Raw genomic sequence first — 22807 nt, forward strand, 5'->3', positions numbered from 1 at the left:
CAAGGACGGGCTTTCTACGAGGATGGATGTCCGAATGGAATCAACGTTCCCGGTGAAAGCTCCGGACGCAAATATGCATCTAACGGCCCGTCAAGCAAACGCACGATACGGCCGACACCCGGCGTAACCGATTCGATTTGCAGCTGTACGTCCCCTATTCTGATGGACACATAAGGACCCGGCTGATGGTTGATTCCGTCATAGACAAGCTCAAGAGGCATGGTTGAATATATCGTCATTGTGTCAGACCTCCTGCCCCGGCAACTGCTCCTTGCTTGCGCTGATCGATCAGTATATTCAAATCACGCAGTGCTTGTCCAATGCCCCCAACCGCATCGATTAAACCATGCTTCACCGCATCCGGCCCAATAACCGTCGTCCCGATATCCCGGGTCAATTCGCCTGTCTTGAACATCAATTCTTTGAACTTCGCTTCCGTAATATTGGAGTGGGAAGTGACGAACCGAACGACCCGCTCTTGCATTTTGTCCAAATATTCGAAGGTTTGCGGAACCCCGATGACGAGTCCATTTAATCGAATCGGATGTATGGTCATCGTTGCGGATTCCGCGATAAACGATTTATTGCCGGCTACCGCTATTGGCACCCCGATCGAATGACCTCCGCCGAGCACCAGTGTTACCGTAGGTTTCGTTAGCGAAGAGATCATTTCAGCAATGGCTAACCCTGCTTCCACATCCCCGCCGACCGTATTGAGCACGATCATGATTCCTTCGATTTTAGCATTTTGTTCAGCTGCGACAAGCTGCGGGATTAGATGCTCATACTTGGTTGTCTTGTTCTGTGGGGGCAATACGAGATGTCCCTCTACCTGCCCGATAATCGTCATGCAAAATATATTGGACTCCGCTTGCGGTGTCGCCGTCTGACCAAGCTGCTGAATCGTTTCCACAACCGGATTGGTGCTCGTTTTTCGATCCGGTGCCGGCGGCTCCGGCTGCTCCGATTTAAACACTAGTTCATCCTCAAACATATGCCTTGTCCTCCTCAACGTTCCACCTAGACTGCCTATGGTCGGCTCTGCATAGTATGGAATCTGCCTGTAGAATTATGCAATTCCGGGCAAAAAGAAGCGGCCTCCGAACTTGAGCATGATGCTCTTCGGAGACCGCTTCCTATTGGTGGGACAATTTATACTTCCATGATGATTGGCAAAATCATTGGGCGACGGCGCGTTTGCTCATACAAGAAACGTCCGAGTGCATCTTTCACGTTTGTTTTGAGCGATGCCCACTCATTGACTTTATCGTTCATCAGCTTATGCAAGGTTGAAGTTACGATGCGGTTCGCTTCCTCGAGCAGACCTTCGGACTCGCGCACGTAAACAAAGCCGCGGGAGATGATGTCCGGACCGGACAAAATCGCACCATCTTGCTTGCTCAACGTGACTACGACAACCAGAATGCCGTCTTGGGACAGAAGCTTACGATCGCGAAGTACGATATTACCTACATCGCCTACGCCAAGTCCATCAATCAGAACGTTGCCGGCTGGCACTTTGCTGCCTTTACGGGCAACTCCTCCTGTGAACTCTACCGTATCGCCATTGTCGATAACGAAGATATTCTCGCGCTCGATTCCGACGGATTCGCCAAGCAATGCGTGCTGGCGAAGCATACGGTATTCACCGTGAATCGGAATGAAATACTTCGGTTTGATGAGATTAAGCATCAGTTTCAATTCTTCTTGGCTGCCGTGACCCGAAACGTGAACGCCGGAAACAGATCCAGCTCCGTAGATAACGTTAGCTCCAAGACGGAACAGCTCGTCTACAGTACGGCCAACATAACGCTCGTTACCCGGAATTGGAGTTGCAGCAATAATAACGGTATCGCCAGGCATAATATCAACCTTACGGTGTGTGGAACGCGCCATGCGCGTAAGAGCGGACATTGGCTCGCCTTGGCTGCCAGTCGATAGGACTGCAACGCGGTCAGCTGCCATTTTGTTGATTTCTTCAGGCTCAATGATCGTGCCTTCCGGAATGTTCAAGTAGCCCAGCTCTGAAGCAATCGACACGACATTGACCATGCTGCGGCCAACAACGGCGATTTTGCGCTTCGTTGCGATTGCTGCGTTCACCACTTGTTGAATACGGTGAACGTTGGATGCAAATGTAGCGACTACTACGCGTTGTGTAGCTTTACGGAAAATATCTTCAAGTTCCACACCGATTTTGCTCTCCGATGGTGTGAAGCCTGCACGTTCTGCATTCGTGCTATCCGAAAGCAATGCCAGAACACCGCGTTCTCCGATTCCCGCCATACGCTGCAAGTCAGCGTATTGATTATTTACGGGAGTATGGTCGAATTTAAAGTCGCCCGTATGCACGACTGTTCCTTCCGGAGTATCCAAGCATACGCCAACAGAATCCGGAATACTGTGGTTCGTTCTGAAGAACGACGCTTTCATGGATCCCAATTGAACTTCCGAATCTGCATTGATCAGGATGCGTTTGGTCTCGCCAAGCAAGCCCGCTTCCTTCAATTTGCCTTCGATCAAGCCCAGTGTTAACTTCGTACCGTAAATCGGCACATTCAGGTGCTTCAATACATACGGCAAGCCGCCAATGTGATCCTCATGACCATGCGTAATCAGAATCCCTCTAACTTTATCGCGATTCTCCGTTAAATACGTAATGTCTGGAATTACAATATCAATTCCGAGCATATCTTCTTCCGGGAATTTAAGACCTGCATCTACGACTACGATATCATTACCATATTGAATGACATACATGTTCTTCCCGATTTCACCGACGCCGCCTAGTGCGAAAATAAGCAGCTTATCCTGGATGTTTTTCTTAGACAAGTGTATCCGTACCTCCTAATAGTTTTACGAAACAAACCAGACCTCATCACTGCCGTTAGGGCAGAAACCGAAGCTAATCTGATCGAACTTATATAATAGTTGTCCAAATTGTATGGCTGGACGTTCCTCCCGCAGGAACGCGCTTCATACAAGTAATAACTAGTGCTGTTCAACGCCACCCTAGGCGTTACACATTTTCAATATTTTGCCGCACACCGTCACTTGCTTTCATTATACATGATTGAAAATACGAAAAACAAGTAAAGGAGAAAATGTCCCATCAAGAATGACCTTCTCTATGTACAAACAAAAAACCGATGCAAGCGCACCGGTTTGTGGCGACTGCGGAATGAAGTACCACGAGCAGTGAATAACGTATTAGTTCAAAATACCCCGGAGCGCAGCTAACTCTGACTCGTTCGCGTCCACCAGTGGCAAACGAACGCCTCCAACAGGCAAACCTTTCAGGTTCAGCGCCGCTTTCACAAGGACAGGGTTCGGAAGATCAAACAGTCCTCTGAAAATAGGCAGCGAAGCGGCATGCACCTTATAGGCTTGTGCAACATCGCCCTTCAAATAAGACTCGATGATTTCACGAATCTGCTTGCCGATAATATGGCTGGCCACGCTGACAATACCATGAGCCCCAACAGCAACCGCAGGCAGAGCACTGCTGTCATCACCGCTGTAAACGCGGAAACCTGCAGGCGCTTGCGAAGCAATTAAGGTCACTTGGTCCAGGGAAGCACACTCTTTCGTAGCCACGATATTCGGAATTTGCGCAAGACGAAGCGTAGTCTCCGCAGACATGCTGACAATCGTACGACCAGGTACGTTATACACCATGATCGGCAGTTTAGTACCTTCAGCGATCACTTTGAAATGCTGGAAAATGCCTTCTTGCGTCGGCTTGTTGTAGTAAGGCACAACCAATAATGCCCCATCTACCCCGCATTTCTCTGCCACTTGAGTCAAGTGGATCGAATGAGCCGTTTCATTGCTTCCGGAGCCTGCAATAATTTTGCAGCGTCCGCGAGCGTGCTCTACAGCATAAGTAAACAAAGCGATCTTCTCGTCATCGGTTAGCGTCGGAGATTCTCCGGTCGTCCCGGAAACCACGAGGCTGTCGCTTTGCTGATCCTCGATCAAGTAGTCCATTAACCGCCCTGTCGCTTCCCAGTCAATCGATCCGTCCGCATGGAACGGGGTAACCATTGCCGTAATTATTCTTCCGAAATCCATGTATGATTCCTCCCAAGGTGAATAAGGACTACTTACGATTGCTATTCATGTAATGAGAATTTAGAATGCAGCGCCTGCAGTGCGCCGGCCATATAATTTTCACTGACCAGCACCCAGATTGTAGTGTTGGAATCTGCGGATTGCAAGATCGGAATGCCTTGCTCCGTCAGCGCTTCCACAATACGTGCCATGATGCCGGGAACACCGTTCATTCCGCCGCCTATGACGGAGATTTTGGCACATCCGCTTACTGCTCGCGGTGCATAACCGATATCATGCAGAACCGAAACGGCTTTATCTGCATCATGATCAAATACGGTATATACCGCACCACCGGGATTTACGTTAATAAAATCAACACTGATTTGATGCCTAGCCATCGCTTGAAACACTTGCAATTGCACATCGGTGTGACCATCCTGCGCCTGTACCGTAATTTGAGTAACGCCGCTGACATGCGCCACACCAGTGACATGACGATCGCGCACTGCAGAAGCTTTGGCAGCAGCATCGAAGGTGTCTGTCACAAGCGTACCTTCCTCTTGCGAGAAAGTTGATCGTACGCGAAGAGGAATGCGCGCTTGCTGTGCAATCTCTACTGCTCGCGGATGAATGACTTTCGCGCCTTGCCTAGCCATATTGCCGATCTCAGCATAACTGATTACGGATAACGGCCGAGCATCCTTCACGATCCTGGGATCTGCGGTTAGAATGCCGTTGACATCTGTATAAATATCGACTCGCTCTGCGCGGAGTGCAGCCCCTAAGGCAGTTGCTGAAGTATCGCTGCCACCTCTGCCGAGCGTCGTAATATCCCCTGCTTCGGTTACGCCTTGAAATCCGGTAACGATTACAACTTGGCCATCCTCAAGCGCTTTATGAATGGCTTCCGACCGAATTTCAATAATACGGGCACGCCCATATTGATTATCGGTTATAATGCCTGCGCCTCCGCCAGTCAACGCGATTGCTGCGATCCCTGAGGCACGCAGCAGGCTGCACAATAAAGCAGCGGAGATGATCTCTCCGCAACCTTGCAGCATATCGCGTTCTTTGGCAGGTAATGAATCACCATGATTGCGAATAAGCGAGAGAAGCGTGTCCGTTGCATAGGGATCACCTTTTCTCCCCATTGCTGAGACGACAACGACCAGCCCATACTGTCGTTGCCGTTCCCGATCAATATGTCCGATTACTAATTGTCTTGCTTCGTCCGAGGACAATGAAGTCCCACCGAACTTCTGAACGAGGATGCGCATTCACAAGCCTCCGTATCCGAACGAGAACAACGTCGTCGAATCGTTAGCTTCCTGAACAACCTGCTTCACTTGTATAACGTCTATTCTTTCTCAATTGCGATGTATTCTGCGATTTGCACAGCATTCCATGCTGCACCTTTGAGCAGATTATCGGAAACAATCCATAGATTCAAACCGAGTGCATGGCCTAGATCACGGCGGAGTCGTCCCACGAACACTTCAGGTTTGCCAGCCGCTTCAGTAGCAAGCGGATAACGTTGACCTGCAGGATCGTCGACAAGCTCGACACCCGGAGCATCGGCAATGAGCGTCCTGACGTCTTCCAGTTCATAATTTTGTTTGAGCTCTACGTATACGGATTCCGAGTGACCATAAACGACAGGAATACGAACACATGTCGCTGTTACGTCAATGGACTCATCATCCAAGATTTTCTTTGTTTCGCGAACCATCTTCATTTCTTCAAGCGTATACCCGTTGTCTTGAAACTTATCAATTTGCGGAATCGCGTTAAATGCAATCTGATGCTTCACTGGTAACGATCCAACCGGCAGGATATCCGGTATCAGTTCATTGCCATCCAGAACCTCGCGAGTTTGACGCAGCATCTCGTCGATTGCACGGCTGCCCGCGCCGGAAACGGCTTGATAGGTGGAAACGATAATACGTGAAATACCATAACGGTCTTGCAGTGGCTTCAACGCTGCAACCAGCTGAATCGTCGAGCAATTCGGGTTCGCAATGATTCCTTTGTGATCGTTTACCTTATCAATATTCACCTCAGGTACGACTAGCGGCGTATCCGGGTCCATCCGATAAGCGTTCGTATTATCGATACAAACAGCGCCATGCTCGACAGCGTGGGGGGCAAGTGCTTTAGTCACATCGCCGCCCGCACTGAACAAGGCGATTTCAATGCCTTTAAAACTATCCGGTGAAGCTTCCTCCACCGTAATTTCTTTTCCCTTGAATATGATCTTCGAACCTGCTGAACGTGCGGAAGACAGCAATTTCAGCTCAGCAATCGGAAAATCCCTTTTCTCGAGCAAACCAATGATTTGTTCTCCTACTGCGCCTGTCGCACCAACTACTGCGACGTTAAACAACTTCTGATTCGACATCAAGGATCGCTCCAATTACATCTGAATTCGTAAAATTGAGACTTTTCTACTTACAAATTAAGATCGTTCGATCAATAAAGGCTGCAGCTGTTTACCTAGTAGAGCGGCTTCACAAGCCTCAGGTACCAGCTCCATTTTGGCGACAAGCGAGTTGGGCTTCTGGATCGGATTATCCTGTCCGAAAGGTACGAAATAAACGTTTTTACATACTAAAAGTTTTGCAATGTTAGCGGCGTTTAAGCCGAGACCGTCATTCGTCGAGATGGCGAGAACAAGCGGGCGTTGATTGCGCATCTGCGCTTTCGCAGCCATGAGTACAGGACTATCCGTCATCGCGTTGGCGAGTTTACTTGTCGTATTGCCCGTGCAAGGTGCAATAACAAGAACGTCGAGCAGTTTAGACGGCCCCAGGGGCTCAGCATCAACGATTGTCGAAATAATTTCATTGCCAGTGATGGACTTCAGCTGTCGCTGCCACTCTGCCGCAGTTCCAAATCGCGTATCCGTAGTAATCAGTGTTTGCGTCACAATCGGAACTACATTCGCTCCCTCGTCAACAAACCGCTGAATGACCGGCATGACCTCTGCAAACGTACAGTGAGAACCGGAGAGCGCATAGCCCACCGTTTTGCCTTGCCATTTCATTGCTCATTCCCCCGTTGCCTGAAATCTTCCTCAATCAATCGACTTAAACAATCCGCAATGATACGTCCAGCGGTTTTGGGTGCGACGATTCCTGGTAGGCCGGGGGCGAGCATCGCTTTAATTCCGCGCTTCTCGGCAAAGCGGAAATCCGTTCCGCCGGGCTTCGAAGCGAGGTCAATAATGACCGCTCGCGATGGCAAATTTGCTATAATTTGCGCTGTGACTATCATAGTCGGAATTGTATTAAAAAGCAAGTCAATATTCCCCACAAACTGCTGTAATTGCTTGATGTAGAAGGGCTCAAACCCCATCTCATACGCCCTTGCAAAATGCTCCTCGCGGCGCACACCTACCTTCACTTTTGCCCCAAGTCCCTGCAAGGTTCGTGCCAATGTAAATCCTGTTCTGCCGATGCCAAGCACCATACAGGATGAACCATGAATGGTAATATCCGTGTTCTGAATGGCCATCATGACAGCACCTTCCGCTGTCGGGATCGAGTTATAAATGGCAACATCATCGCGGTCAAACAACTCCACAAGCCGAATGGCATATTTGCCGCATAAATTCCGCAAATATGGCTTAGCCATCCCCGTATACACGGTGCAATGCTTCGGTAAACGTGCAACATACTCATCAGTAAGCGCTAATTCGCGGTCACTGAAAACAGCAATGATTTTGCCGTCATCGTCCGTTCCGACAGCCGGAAGGACAAGCGCATCGGCATTTGCAAATAAATCCTCGCTGAGCTCGGCGCGCACCGCTCCATCCAGTGAGGAATGCAGCTGATCAAAGCCCGCAACCGTAACCGATGCATCGAGCTCGGTCAGCTTCCGGATGACCTCAAGCCCCCGAGCGTCACCGCCAAGAAGCAAGACCTGAACCCCTGTCAACATAAGGGAATCACTCCTTTCCTACTGTAACCGTTAGACGCGAATGTATCGCGGCTCGGTTAGCAGTCCTACTGTAACCGTTAGACGCGAATGTATCGCGGCTCGGTTAGCAGTCCTACTGTAACCGTTAGACGCGCGTATATCGCGGTTCGGTTAGCAGCACCTCTCTAACTGCCCCAGCGCCTTCCGTCAAGGCAACCCAAATGACAGTATGCGCACTTGGTTATAGACCATCTTATGCATTCGCCCAGAGCGGGGTGAAAATCAAATTCGAGCGGCATGAAGAGACAAAAAAGCACCAGGGCTACTGCCCCGGTGCTCTTCGTACAATAAATAGATAATTTCTACACTTGCAGCTTAAGATTACACCCCTGTGTGGCCGAAGCCGCCTGTACCGCGTACAGTATCAGGCAGCTCATCCACTTCCGTAATCGCTACATCAGGCACGATTTGGAACAGCATCTGCGCAATGCGCTCCCCACGTTCAATCGCAAATGGCTCCTGCCCCAAATTAACCAGCAGCACCTTTACCTCCCCGCGGTAATCTGCATCAATTGTCCCGGGCGAATTCAAGCATGTGATCCCATGCTTATAAGCAAGCCCGCTTCTGGGACGAATTTGCGCTTCCAGTTCTGCAGGCATAGCCATCGAGAACCCCGTAGGAATGAGCTTGCGCTCTCCCGGGTTCAAGATTACTGGCTCATTGACCGCCGCTTGAAGATCGAATCCCGCCGCAAGCTCTGACATCTTGCGGGGCAGCGCGATTTCTTCATTGCCGGGCAGTCGTTTAAAGTGTACTTGAAACAAGTGAATCCCTCCCGATTGACGCTGCTGCTTTATCGTTGCTGCCGACCATCGCCACGGCAAAAGGAACAGATAGCATTCGTTTCGTTACGTCTTGAATATCTTTCATATCGACATCATCAATGCGCTTCAACATTTCATCCAGCGTATAGTGACGGCCAAGCATCAGCTCGTTTTTGCCAAGACGATTCATCCGGCTGGACGTGCTTTCAAGGCTAAGAATCAGACTTCCTTTAAGCTGCTCCTTACCGCGGTGCAGTTCCGTATCCGTTAGCCCTTTCACAGCCAAGTCATGCATTTGAGCCATCGTCAGCTCCAGCACTTCTTTCGTTTGCTTAGGCGCCGTCCCTGCATAAACAGTAAATAGTCCACTATCTGCATAAGACGTATGGTAGGAATAAACCGAATAAGCAAGACCGCGTTTCTCACGGATTTCTTGGAACAATCTGGAGCTCATGCCTCCGCCTACCGCATTGTTCAGCAAAATCATCGCATACAGCTGCGGATCTGCTATCGAACAGCCCGGGAACGAGATACAAATATGGTTTTGTTCGGTTTTCTTCTTATGGAACAGATACTGTCCGTTAAAGGTTGGCGTAGAAACCGCCGTTTCCGTCCCGTTATTCTGGAATCCTCCAAAATGCTGCTCGAGCAGCTCCAGCAAGGCCTTCTCTTCTACGTTACCTGCCACACTGATGACGGTATTATCGATTCGATACTGGCTCTTCATGTATCCGCGCAGCGAGTCGCCGTTCATGGCACTTAACCGCTCTTCCAAACCAAGAATGGAGTAAGCGAGCGGGTGATCCCCATATGCAGCACGAGACGCTTCATCGTGAACCTTATCATCAGGTGTATCCTCGTACATCGAAATTTCTTCGAGTATGACGTTTTTCTCTTTTGCTAATTCCGCTGCGTCCATTTGTGAATTGAAGAACATGTCCGCTAACGCATCCACGGCGATCGGCAGATGCTGATCCAATACTTTGGCAAAATAACAGGTGTATTCTTTGGCTGTAAACGCATTTACATTACCGCCGATTCCATCGAACAGATCTGCGATATCTTTGGCGCTGTGACGTTCCGTTCCTTTAAACAACATGTGCTCGATAAAATGGGATATCCCATTATTCTCAGGCGATTCATTTCGCGAGCCAGTCTTGACCCAAATCCCAAAGGCCACCGATCGGAATGTCGGTATGTATTCTACTACGACGCGTAAACCATTGCTAAGGGTATAGTTATTCAATTCGGTTCCTCCTACACGTTTTCTGCTGCTTCTTTATCATCTAGCAGAAATACAATGACTTCACTATAACAAAATTATGGTCTTGCCTCAACTAATGAGGTTCTCTTGGGGGAAAGCGTTTCACTTACTGTTCCGAGCATTAGCCCTTTCTGCTTAATTGCGGTAATCATCCCTTGAAGTGCAGCGCTTGATGAATCTGTCGGATGCATGAGGATGAGCGATCCCGGCTCTACCCGAGTGCGCACCTTACGAATGATTGCGTAGGCAGGCGGATGCGTCCAGTCAATCGTATCGAGCGTCCAGAGAACTGTTTTGAGCCCTTGCTCTGCCGCGACATCAACCGTCATTTGGTTAAAATCGCCCGAAGGCGGCGCAAACCAATGATTCGTTACATTCAAGGTCGACTTCAGCAGTGCTTCTGTCTTTGCAATTTGATTATATGCAGAACGCCGATCAAGTTGACTCATCTTCGGATGTGTATAAGCGTGATTCGAGATTTCATGTCCCTCTGCTTGAATCTGCTTAGCAACATCCGTATTTTTCTTGAGCCAAGACCCGTCGAAGAAGAACGTAGCTTTGACATTTTCTTTCCTCAGCGTATTCAGCATGGAAGGAATGTACTCATTTCCCCAAGCAACGTTGATCATCAGCGCTACCATCGGTTTGTTGGAATTGCCTTTATAGATGGGGACCCGTCCAAGATCATTCAAACTAATTTTCGGTTCAACTTCCCTGTATACAAATCGAATAGGCTCACTCTCCGGGGCGTTCTCCATGAGCCGATAGGTCTTATCCACATCAATCTCGAGCCCGTTATAGCCCGGTATCGCTTTCCACACCCGGTCCACTCTCGCATCCACCGGCGCAATGCGCTTCTTCTCTGCCTCTGAACGAATCGTATCCATCAGAGCGGAGTTGGTTCCGGAGAATGCGTACAGCGCCGGTACAGACGCAGCACGCTCTCCATTCTTAAGGAGCGTCACGTATTCATTGAGCGGGCTATAAAGCCTAACAAATGTAATCAATGTAAGCATGACGATTGCCATGACGATTGCTTTCTTCAGCTTCATAGGAGCTGTCCCACCCTTCTCCTTCATCATATTATGGCTCGGCCCACTTTATGAGAAGAAGCGAAAGAACAACAAAAAAGAGACAGATGCTATCATCTGTCTCTCATTTCTTGTTGCTTACGCTAGCCTTAGGACTGCTGAGCAGGAACCTCAGGCGACAGAACCGCTTTGCGGGACAAGTTGATACGGCCTTGTTGATCGATTTCCGTTACTTTAACGGTAATTTGATCGCCAATTTTCAGGACATCTTCAACCTTAGCTACACGCTCTGTGGAGATTTGCGAAATATGAACCAAACCGTCTTTGTTCGGCAAAATTTCTACGAAGCAGCCGAATTTCTCGATCCGTTTCACTGTACCGAGGTATACCTCGCCTACAACAACTTCACGTACGATGCCTTCGATGATTTGTTTTGCACGCTCATTGGCTTCTGCATTAGAAGACGCAATAAACACGGTTCCGTCTTGTTCGATATCGATTTTTACGCCGGTTTCATCAATGATTTTATTGATGATTTTACCGCCGGAGCCGATAACATCACGGATTTTGTCCGGATGGATCTTCATGATGACGATCTTAGGTGCATATTGCGACAGGCTTGTACGAGGTGTTTGCATCACTTCATTCATTTTACCAAGAATGTGCAAACGGCCTACACGTGCTTGCTCCAAGGATTGCGCAAGAATCGCACGGTCGATACCGTCGATTTTGATATCCATTTGGATCGCAGTTACGCCTGCTGCCGTACCGGCAACTTTAAAGTCCATATCGCCGAGGTGATCTTCCATCCCTTGAATATCCGAGAGAATGGAGAAGTGATCGCCGTCTTTGATTAGACCCATTGCGATACCTGCTACCGGTGCTTTGATCGGAACGCCTGCATCCATCATAGCAAGTGTGCTTGCGCAGATACTTGCTTGGCTGGTTGAACCGTTCGATTCCAGTACCTCGGAAACGAGACGAATCGTATATGGGAATTCAGTTTCGTTCGGAATGACTTTGGACAACGCACGCTCGCCAAGAGCACCGTGACCGATTTCACGACGGCCCGGAGGACGAAGCGGTCTAGCTTCCCCTACGCTGAACGGCGGGAAATTATAGTGATGCATGAAACGTTTCGTTTCAGTCAAATCGATGCCGTCCAGAATTTGCACATCGCCAAGCGCGCCAAGCGTACAGATGCTTAGTGCTTGCGTTTGTCCACGTGTGAACAAACCAGAACCGTGCGTACGCGGCAGCAATGCGACATCACATTCAATCGGACGAATTTCGCTTAGAGCCCGTCCATCCGGACGAACCTTATCATGCGTGATCAAACGACGAACTTCTTCTTTGACGATATCGTAAAGGACTTCCTTCACATCGCCAAGAAGCTCCGGCGTTTCCGCATATTCAGCTTCAAAGTGGGAAATCGTGTCTGCATTCACCACATCAATCGCTTCTTGACGGGCATGCTTCTCCACAATACTTACCGCTTCAACAAGGCGTGTTTTCGCAAACGCGCGAACAGCCTCATTAACACCAGCATCTACAGTTTTCAGCTTCACTTCAACCTTCGGTTTGCCGGCAAGAACTTGAAGCTCATCAATTGTTCCGACAATACGTTTGATCTCATCGTGACCGAACATGATCGCCTCTAGGATAACATCCTCCGGCACTTCGTTAGCTTCCGCTTCTACCATCATAATCGCATCTCTAGTACCTGAGACTACAACGTACACGTCGCTCTTCGTTTCTTGCTCAACAGTCGGGTTGATAATGAATTGACCGTCGATACGGCCAACAATTACGCCGCCGATAGGGCCGTTGAACGGAATGTCCGACAACGTCAACGCTGCGGAAGTCCCGATCATCGCTGCGATTTCCGGCGTGCAATCTTGATCCACGCTCATGACGATGTTGGCAATTTGAACTTCGTTACGGAATCCTTCAGGGAATAGCGGACGAATCGGACGGTCTGTCAAACGGCTCGCCAGAATCGCCTTCTCGCTTGGACGTCCTTCACGCTTGATGAAACCGCCTGGAATTTTACCTACCGCATATAGACGCTCTTCATAGTTGACTGTCAGCGGGAAAAAGTCTAGATTCTTCGGTTCGCTGGATGATACAACCGTACATAATACTACAGTTTCACCGTATTTCACGGTTACCGCTGCGTTTGCTTGTTTGGCTAAACGACCCGTTTCAAGAATGAACGGTCGGCCGCCAAGCGTGGTTTCTACACGATGCAGCATGTTATTCCTCCTTAACTGCAAGCCGCTACATTCCACCCGGAATGCTCAGCTGTCAGGTTTCATTAATTTCCATACGCGTACTTACATACCATAAACTGCTGAATAATTACCTATAAGAAAAGCTCCGAAGGGAGCTGCTCAAAAATATTATGTATGGTTCATTTACAAAAAGCAACCCAGTGCAGCTGAGCCTGGAATCCCAGGCGGCTTGACAACCAGGTTGCTTTTATCCCCGCATCTATTATCGGCGAAGGCCGAGTTTTTCGATCAATGCGCTGTAACGTTTAACGTCTTTGTTTTTCAAGTAAGCCAACAGTTTACGACGTTGACCAACCATCTTAAGCAGACCGCGACGCGAGTGATGATCTTTCTTGTGCGTCCGAAGATGATCTGTCAAGTTGACGATGTTTTGCGTCAGGATAGCGATTTGAACTTCCGGAGAACCGGTATCGTTCGCGTGGGTTTTGTGTTCGTCGATCAATTGGTGTTTACGCTCTTGTGTAAGTGCCATCCATGTTCACCTCCTTCTATCATAATCGCCGTTAGCCTCGCCGTCGCCCGGTGAAAAACGAACCGGCCAAGCTAAGGTTCTGTAAAGTCGCGCGTAGTGTGAATAGAACATGATTACGCAACGAAATAGAGTATACCACAACTGCCTACAAGAAGTAAATGCCGAGCTTAATTCTTATTGTAAGCAGCCAGAACGGAACTCGCCTGTTCGGCATCAGATTTGATTTGAGCAATCAATTCATCAATGGAGCCGAACTTCTTCTCACTTCGCAAGAAGGAAATGAATTGCACCGTTATGGATTTATCATACAGATCTCCGCTGAATTCAAGCAGATGAGCCTCCATAACAGGCTCCGGCAGTTTCTCATGGAAAGTCGGCTTCACGCCAATGTTGAGAACAGCCGGCACCCGCTTCCCGTCAACTTGTACCATTACAGCATAGACGCCTTGTCTAGGTATCACATAGGCTGCTTCTTGCTTAATGTTCGCTGTCGGAAAACCGATCGTCCGTCCTCTGCCTTCCCCGTGAATTACAACTCCCCGTACTTGGTACGGTTCGCCGAGGAGCTGCTCCGCTACTTCAGGCCGCCCTTCGGAAAGTGCTTCACGAATTAGCGTGCTGCTTACTTTATCTCCATCCTGCATGAAAGGATCCACGATTTCCACCTCGATATCAGGCTCACCAAGTGCCCATAATGTTTCCGGCTTCCCTGCACCCTTGGCTCCAAAGGAAAAATCAAAGCCGACCGTCGCATGCTTCACTTGAAGCGGACGCAGCACGTACTCGACAAAGTCAGACGGCGTCACGCTCGCGAACTCTAAATCGAAGTTTACGATGTATACGACATGTGCGCCTAATTCGCGAAAACGCTCCACCTTCTCTGCAAGGGGAGTGAGGCTAGTCGTATACTGCCCGGTTTGACCAAGCACTTCCTTCGGATGAGGATGAAAGGTCATGATTGCTCCCTGCAAACCTGCCGCGCGGGCAGCTTCCATCGCATGACGAATCACGTTCTGATGGCCGCGATGTACGCCGTCAAAATGACCGATTGCCACCGTTTTCGGTTTCGCTGACAGCGCTGCTTGAGTCGAGACAATCGGATATTGTAATGAGATGATTTCCACTGCAGTCACACCTGCTTTATGTTCTTCACTAATCTGCTGTTTTGGTAAAGACCTTAACAGCTTTAAGCGTCGCTGTTTCTTCATCCGGAGTAAACAACCCGACGAATGTACCGTCATTGCCATAGAGGCGGATGATGGAGTTCGTAGTGTAATCTCCATGATCGAACAGCGCGTTCAAGTAGATCCGCTTGCCTTGGAAGGCGCGCTGTACATTCTCCATGCTAACTGTAGCACGGGGGAAATGATCAAGCGCTTCATCCGATGGAGTAAGCTTCTCTTCTAATTCGCCGGCAGCTTGCAGCTGCGCGATTTGTTCAAGGGTGAAGCACTGCTCTTTCGTAAATCCGCCGGACATCGTTCGCGTTAATTCCGCCATTACAGCAGGTACACCAAGGGCTTGTCCAATATCTACACACAAGGTGCGAATATAAGTGCCTTTGGAGCAGGAAACGGAGAAACGAATCGACGGATGCGGCTGATCCAGCTTCATCTCCAGCAAATCCAGCGAATAAATCGTTACAGGTCTGGATTTCCGTTCAATCACTTGACCTTCGCGTGCCAACTCATATAACCGTTTACCATCCACTCGTACAGCGGAAAACATCGGAGGTACTTGCTCGATCTCGCCTAAGAACGAAGACAAGACACGGCGAATATCCGCTTCAGTCAACGTTACAGAAGGCAGCTCTTCCAGCACAGTACCGGTTAAATCCTCTGTATCTGTCGCGATACCAAACTGCATCACCGCTTCATAACTTTTAGGCCGCTCCTGCACATATTCGACTACGCGCGTCGCACGGCCAATACATAGCGGCAGCACACCGGTTACAGCAGGATCCAGCGTACCCGTATGGCCGATACGTTTGACTTTAACGATGCCTCTGACTTTCGCGACCACGTCATGCGAGGTCCAGCCAGCCGGCTTCCAAACTGCCAAAATGCCATCCATCATAGCGTTAGCGCCTCACTTGCTGCTTGCACAACTTTGCCGATCGCTTCCTGCATGCCTTGCTCCAATCGAAAACCTGCTGCCCGGACATGTCCGCCACCGCCGAATGATTGTGCAATTGCCGCGACATCTGCTTTGCCGGAAGAACGCATGCTGACTTTCACATCGCCATTCTCGGTTTCTTTGAACAAGATGCCTACGTCAACGCCTTCCACATTTACCGCGTAGTTAACGAGACCTTCAAGGTCATCGCCAACTGCACCGGTTTCCGACATATCGGAGAAAGCCACATACAACCATGCAATCCGGTTATCATCCGAGAACGTCAACCGATTCAGCCCACGCTGCAAGAGAAGTAATTGGGGCTTGGTCATTTGCTCCAGCAAATGGTTGGCAATCCAGTGTCCTTCAACTTCCTCCGCAAGCATGCGCGATGCAACTTGCATGACCCTTGGAGTGGTATTGGAGTAACGGAATCCTCCGGTATCGGTAAGTAGACCCGTATATATAGCGGTAGCGACTTCACGATCAAGTGAAATGGCCCCATGCTCGATAAGATCGTATAAAATTTCGACCGTTGCAGCCGCATCGATTCGGATTAAGTTAGCTGTGCCGAAAGCATCATTAGTAGGATGATGATCGATATTAAGCAACTGAGCTGATTCGGCAAATCGTTCACTTATCCGCCCGATTCGGCGGAAGTCCGCGCAATCAATAGCGATGATGCGGTCGAACGTTTCTTCCAATGGCTGCTTGCTATAATTAATGATTGACGCAGACGATTCCAGAAAATGAAGACGAATCGGCACTGCACCTTCATTAATCAGGACGGCCTGCTTGCCCAACTGGCGAAGAAGCCAGCCGACCACAATCGTCGAGCTGATTGCATCTCCATCCGGCTGAACATGCGAGACGACAAGAAACCGATTGCCGTCTCGAATGAAGTCAAGCGCCGCTTGCAGCTGTTCTTGATAAGCGGCTGAGAACACCGCAGCTTTCGCCGCGGTCATTCGCCGCTCCGGCCATTAATCGAATGCAGCAACGCCTCGATCTTACTGCCGTACTCGATGCTGCCATCGAATTTAAACAGCAGCTCCGGTGTGTGGCGGAATCGAATGCGTTTGCCGAGCTCGGAGCGAATGAAACCTGTACCGCGGGCAAGAGCTTTAAGCGTTTCTTCTTTCTGCTCTTCGCTTCCCAGCACGCTAAGATATACACGTGCTTGCGATAGGTCATTCGTTAGATCAACGCCGGTTACTGTAATGAAACCGATGCGCGGATCTTTGAGCTCGGTCTGAATGATTTGGCTCAATTCTTTCTTGATTTGTTCACCTACACGTCCTACGCGGACTTTAGCCATAGGTTAATCACCTCTCTACACTTTCCAGGACGTAAGCCTCGATGATGTCTCCCTCTTTAAGGTCGTTCATCTTCTCGAGCGTTATGCCGCACTCGTAGCCTTGTGCCACTTCTTTTGCATCGTCCTTGAACCTTTTAAGCGATTCGATTTCGGTCTCCAAAACCACGATTCCGGCACGGATTAAGCGAGCCTTCGCGCTGCGTGTAATTTTCCCGGAAGTAACCATACAGCCTGCAATTACGCCGACTTTGGTAACTTTGAAAATATTACGCACTTCAGCCTGACCCATAATAACCTCTTTGAAGATCGGATCAAGCATCCCTTTCATAGCATGCTCAATTTCGTCAATCACGTTATAGATGATGCTGTGAAGACGAATATCAACTTTCTCCTGCTCTGCAGTTGCTAGCGCCTGCGGCTCTGGACGAACGTTGAAGCCGATAACGATCGCGCTCGATGCTGCTGCCAAGTTGATATCGGACTCCGTGATCGCGCCGGCACCGCTATGGATGATCTTAACGCGTACGCCTTCGATGTCGATTTTGGCAAGCGATCCTTTAAGCGCCTCAGAGGAACCTTGAACGTCCGCTTTGATGATTACGTTCAAATCCTTGATTTCGCCTTCTTTAATATGATTGTACAAATCTTCAAGCGTTACTCTCGAATTTGCACCAAGCTCGGATTGACGGTGCTTGATGGCACGGCGATCTGCAATGGCACGCGCTTTACGCTCGTCTTCGAATACAAGGAATGGATCGCCAGCTTGCGGTACTTCTGTCAGACCGGTAATCTCGATCGGTGTACTTGGGCCCGCTTCTTTGAGACGGCGTCCTTTGTCATTCACCATGGCGCGAACACGGCCGAAGCAGTTGCCTGCTACGAATGCATCGCCGATCTTAAGTGTACCGTGTTGAACCAGAACGCGCGCAACAGGACCTTTACCTTTGTCCAGCTCGGCTTCAATTACAGTACCGCGGGCACGCTTGTTCGGATTGGCTTTGTAGTCGTTCACTTCGGCAACGAGCAGAATCATCTCAAGGAGCTCCTCAAGATTGGTGCGCTGCTTAGCGGATACGTTAACGAAGATCGTATCTCCGCCCCACTCTTCCGGAACGAGCTGATACTCGGTCAAGCTTTGTTTGATTTTATCTACGTCAGCGCCTGGCTTATCGATCTTGTTAACCGCTACGATGATCGGAACGCCTGCTGCTTTAGCATGGTTGATGGCTTCGATCGTTTGCGGCATAACGCCGTCATCGGCTGCTACAACGATGATTGTAATATCCGTTACTTGAGCACCACGAGCACGCATAAGCGTAAACGCTTCGTGACCCGGTGTATCAAGGAAAGTGATTTTCTTATTATTGATCTCAACTTGGTAAGCACCGATATGCTGCGTGATGCCGCCTGCTTCACCGGAAGTTACGCTGGTGTGTCTGATGGCATCAAGAAGCGTTGTTTTACCATGATCGACGTGACCCATGATCGTTACAACCGGAGGACGGGATTCGAGTGTATCCTCTTCGTCCTTCTCTTCCAATGTTTCGAATGCATCTTCTTCCACTGGAATCTTCACTTCAACTTCAACACCGTACTCTGTTGCGATCAGTTGTACAGTATCTAGGTCAACCTCTTGGTTAATAGTAGCCATGACGCCAAGCGTAATGAGCTTCTTGATAACCTCGGAAGCATCCTTATGCAGCAATTTTGCCAATTCGCCAACCGTCACTTCGCCGCGTACAATAATTTTCTTCGGCGTATTGTCGATTTTCTCTTTACGTTCTTGCTGTTGTCCTTTGCCACGGTTGTTCTTGCCGCCGCGGTTGTTTTTGAAGTTGCCTGTACGTGAATCTTCAAAGCGTTTATTCGCACCAAAGTTGCTGTTAGCTGCCTTTGGATTGTTTCTTTTCTTAGCATGATCATCGGAAGACGTGCTGCGTGACTCGAATGTACGAGCCGGTGCATTGTTGCGACTCGGCGATTGACTCGCTTGATCCGGACGCGGAGTTGATGGACGGAATCCGCCGCCTTGGCCGCCGCCTGAATTCGAGCCTTGACCTGAAGGACGGTTGCCTTGATAGCCGCCACCGCCGCTCGCACCTTGACCTTGTGGACGGTTGCCTTGGTAGCCGCCGCCTTGACCTTGCGGACGTTGACCTTGACCACCTTGCGACGAACCTTGACCTTGTGGACGATTACCTTGATAGCCGGTACCTTGACCTTGTGGGCGATTTCCTTGATACCCGCCGCCTTGGCCTTGTGGACGGTTGCCTTGATACCCGCCGCCTTGACCTTGTGGACGATTGCCTTGACCGCCTTGACCACCTTGGCCCTGTGGACGGTTGCCTTGATAGCCGCCGCCTTGACCTTGCGGGCGGTTGCCTTGATAGCCGCCTTGACCTTGCGGACGCGGATTGGAATTCGAGCTGCCTTGCGATTGGCCTGTTGTAGGCTGTTGATTGGAGGTCGTCGGTGTCGTGCCCGCTGTTACGCTAGATGCCGGAGTTTGTGTACTAGCCGGCTGAGATGCTGCGTTCGCAGTCGGAGCTGCATTTGTGCTAGGTGTTTGCGTATTTGTTGTATTCATATTCCCCTGCTGTTCCTGAGTATTTTTGTTGACCTGTCCGTGTCCTTGCGCTGGAGCATTCGTATTGGACCCCGCCTTGCGTTCAGGCTGGCCTTGCGGTTGCTGGCGATTAGACGACTGAGCTGCTGCAGAGACGGTCGCGCTCTCCTGGGCACGTTTCGCTGCTGCATTCGCTTTAATATCGCGGAAGAAACCTTCCACCTTCGAAACCATTTCGTTTTCCATGACGCTCATATGATTGTTAACGGGAAGATTGAGCCGCTTTAGGATGGTAATGATTTCCTTGCTGCTCATATTTAAGGACTTCGCATATTCGTAAACGCGTGTTTTATCTTTGTCTTGTTGTTTAGTCAATATACTCCACCTCCGTAGGTTCAATTAAGCTCTGTGCAATGCTTTTAGAAAAGCCTGAGTCGGTTACACCAATGAGAACCCTCTCGGACTTGCCGATTGCGTCTCCGAGCGTAATTCGGTCGAATGCTTCTACGAGTTTAACATTGTAAGTGGTACATTTGTCCCGAAACTTCTTCTTCGTATTATCTGATGCATCACCGGCAACTATGACAAGTTTCGCTTTTCCCTGCTGGACAGCTTTCAATACGGTTTCGTCACCGGTAACGAGTTTACCGGCCCGCATTGCCATACCTAGCATGTTAAGCGATTTATGCTTCGTCTTCGTCATCGATCTCATCCTTATTCGCGTTAAACGTATCCTCTACAGCGATAAAATCTTGCTCGAGCTGATCGTATATTTCCATGCCAACGGTTTGTTTCAAAGCCCGATCCAGTGCTCTGCTCTTCTTGGCTAGCTTAAAACAAGCGACCTTCCCGCAAAGATAAGCACCGCGACCTGCTTTCTTCCCCGTCAAATCGATCAGAACCGATTCTTCAGGCGTACGAACGACGCGGATCAGCTCTTTCTTAGCCTTCATCTCCTGGCAAGCCACACATTTACGCAGTGGAATTTTTCTAGGTCTCATCGTTCATCCCCCCTGAACATAAGTGCTTAGTCGATGGAGACGGAATCCTGATGCATGGTGCTCATCGGCGACTTTGGACGACCAAATTCTTGCTCCGCCTGCGTTTCGCTCTTAATATCAATCTTCCAACCCGTCAGCTTCGCAGCCAAACGAGCATTCTGACCTTTAATCCCGATTGCCAGCGACAGCTGATAATCCGGAACAATAACGCGTGCCATCTTCTCTTGTTCGTACACGATAACCTCGATAACTTTAGAAGGGCTTAGCGCATTCGCAACATATTCCTCAACGCTCTCGGACCAACGGACGATGTCAATTTTCTCGCCCTTGAGCTCTGTAACGATGGTTTGTACGCGCATCCCCTTCTGACCAACGCATGATCCTACCGGATCCACTTCGGCATTGCGGGAATAAACAGCGATTTTGGAACGGAAACCCGCTTCACGTGCGACAGAACGAATCTCAACGACACCGTCATAAATCTCCGGTACCTCGAGTTCGAAAAGGCGTTTCAGCAAGCCCGGGTGTGTACGGGAAAGGAAGATTTGCGGTCCTTTCGTCGTGTTCTCCACTTTCGTGATGAACGATTTCACGCGGTCTCCATGTTTGAATTTGTCCGTTGGCATCAATTCTGTCAGCGGCAGCACCGCTTCAACTTTGCCAAGGTCGATAAACAGGTTCCGCACGTCCTGACGCTGCACGATACCATTCACAATGTCTTCTTCTTTATCGATGAAGGCATTGTAAATGAGGCCGCGTTCTGCTTCACGGATACGTTGTGTAACAACCTGCTTTGCGGTTTGTGCCGCAATCCGGCCAAAATCACGAGGCGTTACTTCAATTTCTGCAATATCATCCAGCTGATAATGCGGGTTGAGCTCACGGGAAGCTTCAACCGAGATTTCAAGTCGAGGATCCAGTACATCCTCAACTACAGTTTTGCGTGCATACACTTTGATGACTCCGGTAAACCGATTAATATCTACACGTACATTCTGGGCAGTATTAAAATTGCGTTTGTAGCTCGATATCAGGGCTGCTTCAATGGCTTCCAGCAAGATATCCTTGCTGATCCCCTTCTCTCTTTCGATTTCCGTCAGTGCTTCAATAAATTCCATGCTCATTGGAAATGAGTTCCCCCTTTCAACTAGTTCCCTAACGTTATAATCATGCCGCTGCCTTCTCCTTAGAAGACGATGGCTAAACGGGCACTTGCAACTTTCGCATACGGCAAGATATGTTTCTTCTTGCCGATTTCAATGACAATCTCTTCCCCATCAAATGAAAGAAGCTTGCCTTCGAATTCCTTCAAGCCGCCGATCGGCTCATAAGTCGTTGCAAACACATGCTTGCCGACCGATTTCTTCACATCTTCGGGCTTCTTAAGCGGACGTTCCGCACCCGGCGAGGATACTTCGAGAAAATAAGCGTCAGATACCGGATCGTTCTCATCCAGCTTCTCGCTCAAATATTCGCTAATCCGGCCGCATTCATCGATATCAATGTTGCCTTCTTTGTCCACGTAGACACGAAGAAACCAGTTGCTTCCTTCTTTGACATACTCTACGTCAACGAGTTCAAATCCATTTTCATCGAGGAACGGTCTAACCATCTCTTCGACAGCGGTTTTGATTGTGGATGTGCTCAAAAACAATGTACCTCCCACTGCAGCGGTGCGCCACAACATAGTCGGCGTACGGTCAGTTTAATTTTTCAGCTGAAATGCACCTGTTGCAGACCTGCTTATGTCCCATCGTATATGTAAAAAGGTGCAGACAAAACGTAAAGAGTGGGTTTCCCCACTCTTCTGCGAAAAGGTCGTATCATCAGCATTACCAGAAAGATTATAACATAACCATGATGTGGTGACAATACGGCGCCTTAAGGTGCGCTCGGGGTGGGTCGCTCCATTCGAGGTGCGCCTGCGGCCGCTGTTGAACTCGGGAT

General features: G+C 49.4%; 22 protein-coding genes. All 22 read right to left on the reverse strand.

All coding sequences use genetic code 11. The features are described 5' to 3' along the window. Positions 1-14: 14 nt before the first annotated feature. Positions 15-239, reverse strand: a complete 225-nt coding sequence (locus BLW29_RS04105) for a YlzJ-like family protein (protein WP_090976425.1) — start codon at positions 237-239, stop codon at positions 15-17. Further along, complete coding sequence (locus BLW29_RS04110; RefSeq protein ID WP_090976426.1) at positions 236-994, reverse strand: ClpP family protease; 759 nt, start codon at positions 992-994, stop codon at positions 236-238. Before BLW29_RS04110 ends, BLW29_RS04105 begins: the two co-directional genes overlap by 4 nt. Before the next feature lie 158 nt (positions 995-1152). Next, entirely contained in the window at positions 1153-2832 is a 1680-nt protein-coding gene (locus tag BLW29_RS04115) for a ribonuclease J (protein ID WP_090976428.1), read from the reverse strand. 378 nt (positions 2833-3210) lie between these two features. Beyond that, positions 3211-4074 carry a 4-hydroxy-tetrahydrodipicolinate synthase gene (gene dapA, locus BLW29_RS04120; protein WP_090976430.1) on the reverse strand — a complete coding sequence of 288 codons (864 nt, stop codon included), beginning with the start codon at positions 4072-4074 and terminating at the stop codon, positions 3211-3213. A 41-nt stretch (positions 4075-4115) separates the two neighbouring features. Further along, complete coding sequence (gene dapG / locus BLW29_RS04125; RefSeq protein WP_090976432.1) at positions 4116-5333, reverse strand: aspartate kinase; 1218 nt, start codon at positions 5331-5333, stop codon at positions 4116-4118. Between the two features lie 80 nt (positions 5334-5413). Continuing rightward, the gene (locus tag BLW29_RS04130) at positions 5414-6454 is read right to left on the reverse strand and encodes an aspartate-semialdehyde dehydrogenase (RefSeq protein ID WP_090976434.1); all 1041 of its coding nucleotides are present in this window, start codon (positions 6452-6454) and stop codon (positions 5414-5416) included. 57 nt (positions 6455-6511) lie between these two features. Beyond that, positions 6512-7099, reverse strand: a complete 588-nt coding sequence (locus BLW29_RS04135) for a dipicolinate synthase subunit B (RefSeq protein WP_090976436.1) — start codon at positions 7097-7099, stop codon at positions 6512-6514. Next, positions 7096-7995: a dipicolinate synthase subunit DpsA gene (gene dpsA / locus BLW29_RS04140; protein WP_090976438.1), complete on the reverse strand. Its 900-nt coding sequence runs from the start codon at positions 7993-7995 to the stop codon at positions 7096-7098. The genes BLW29_RS04135 and dpsA overlap by 4 nt, the downstream gene beginning before the upstream one ends. Positions 7996-8355: 360 nt before the next feature. Continuing rightward, the gene (gene dut, locus BLW29_RS04145) at positions 8356-8799 is read right to left on the reverse strand and encodes a dUTP diphosphatase (protein WP_177186483.1); all 444 of its coding nucleotides are present in this window, start codon (positions 8797-8799) and stop codon (positions 8356-8358) included. Then, entirely contained in the window at positions 8780-10045 is a 1266-nt protein-coding gene (locus BLW29_RS04150) for a M16 family metallopeptidase (protein ID WP_090976440.1), read from the reverse strand. Before BLW29_RS04150 ends, dut begins: the two co-directional genes overlap by 20 nt. A gap of 74 nt (positions 10046-10119) precedes the next feature. Continuing rightward, complete coding sequence (locus tag BLW29_RS04155; protein WP_090976442.1) at positions 10120-11115, reverse strand: polysaccharide deacetylase family protein; 996 nt, start codon at positions 11113-11115, stop codon at positions 10120-10122. A 128-nt stretch (positions 11116-11243) separates the two neighbouring features. Beyond that, positions 11244-13349 (reverse strand): polyribonucleotide nucleotidyltransferase, encoded by a 2106-nt coding sequence (gene pnp / locus BLW29_RS04160; protein ID WP_090976444.1) that lies wholly within the window; start codon positions 13347-13349, stop codon positions 11244-11246. Between the two features lie 241 nt (positions 13350-13590). Continuing rightward, positions 13591-13860 carry a 30S ribosomal protein S15 gene (gene rpsO, locus BLW29_RS04165; RefSeq protein ID WP_090574209.1) on the reverse strand — a complete coding sequence of 90 codons (270 nt, stop codon included), beginning with the start codon at positions 13858-13860 and terminating at the stop codon, positions 13591-13593. A 167-nt stretch (positions 13861-14027) separates the two neighbouring features. Beyond that, positions 14028-14984, reverse strand: coding sequence for a bifunctional riboflavin kinase/FAD synthetase (locus BLW29_RS04170; RefSeq protein ID WP_256208318.1), 957 nt, complete (start codon positions 14982-14984; stop codon positions 14028-14030). Between the two features lie 28 nt (positions 14985-15012). Next, on the reverse strand, positions 15013-15936 hold the full coding sequence (truB, locus tag BLW29_RS04175; RefSeq protein ID WP_371264668.1) for a tRNA pseudouridine(55) synthase TruB: 924 nt from the start codon (positions 15934-15936) through the stop codon (positions 15013-15015). Next, a complete protein-coding gene (locus tag BLW29_RS04180) occupies positions 15933-16943 on the reverse strand; it encodes a DHH family phosphoesterase (protein ID WP_090976448.1) in 1011 nt (336 codons plus the stop codon). The genes truB and BLW29_RS04180 overlap by 4 nt, the downstream gene beginning before the upstream one ends. Further along, positions 16940-17293, reverse strand: a complete 354-nt coding sequence (gene rbfA / locus BLW29_RS04185) for a 30S ribosome-binding factor RbfA (RefSeq protein WP_090976450.1) — start codon at positions 17291-17293, stop codon at positions 16940-16942. The genes BLW29_RS04180 and rbfA overlap by 4 nt, the downstream gene beginning before the upstream one ends. A gap of 7 nt (positions 17294-17300) precedes the next feature. Continuing rightward, positions 17301-20234: a translation initiation factor IF-2 gene (gene infB / locus BLW29_RS04190; RefSeq protein WP_090976452.1), complete on the reverse strand. Its 2934-nt coding sequence runs from the start codon at positions 20232-20234 to the stop codon at positions 17301-17303. Beyond that, positions 20227-20562, reverse strand: a complete 336-nt coding sequence (locus BLW29_RS04195) for a L7Ae/L30e/S12e/Gadd45 family ribosomal protein (protein ID WP_090976454.1) — start codon at positions 20560-20562, stop codon at positions 20227-20229. Before BLW29_RS04195 ends, infB begins: the two co-directional genes overlap by 8 nt. Continuing rightward, positions 20543-20860 (reverse strand): RNase P modulator RnpM, encoded by a 318-nt coding sequence (gene rnpM / locus BLW29_RS04200; RefSeq protein ID WP_090976456.1) that lies wholly within the window; start codon positions 20858-20860, stop codon positions 20543-20545. The genes BLW29_RS04195 and rnpM overlap by 20 nt, the downstream gene beginning before the upstream one ends. Before the next feature lie 26 nt (positions 20861-20886). Next, on the reverse strand, positions 20887-21984 hold the full coding sequence (nusA, locus tag BLW29_RS04205; protein WP_090976458.1) for a transcription termination factor NusA: 1098 nt from the start codon (positions 21982-21984) through the stop codon (positions 20887-20889). A gap of 62 nt (positions 21985-22046) precedes the next feature. Next, the gene (gene rimP / locus BLW29_RS04210) at positions 22047-22508 is read right to left on the reverse strand and encodes a ribosome maturation factor RimP (RefSeq protein WP_090976460.1); all 462 of its coding nucleotides are present in this window, start codon (positions 22506-22508) and stop codon (positions 22047-22049) included. Positions 22509-22807: the final 299 nt, after the last annotated feature.

The organism is Paenibacillus sp. CF384 (assembly GCF_900106745.1).
In the GTDB taxonomy this organism is placed as follows: domain Bacteria; phylum Bacillota; class Bacilli; order Paenibacillales; family Paenibacillaceae; genus Paenibacillus_Z.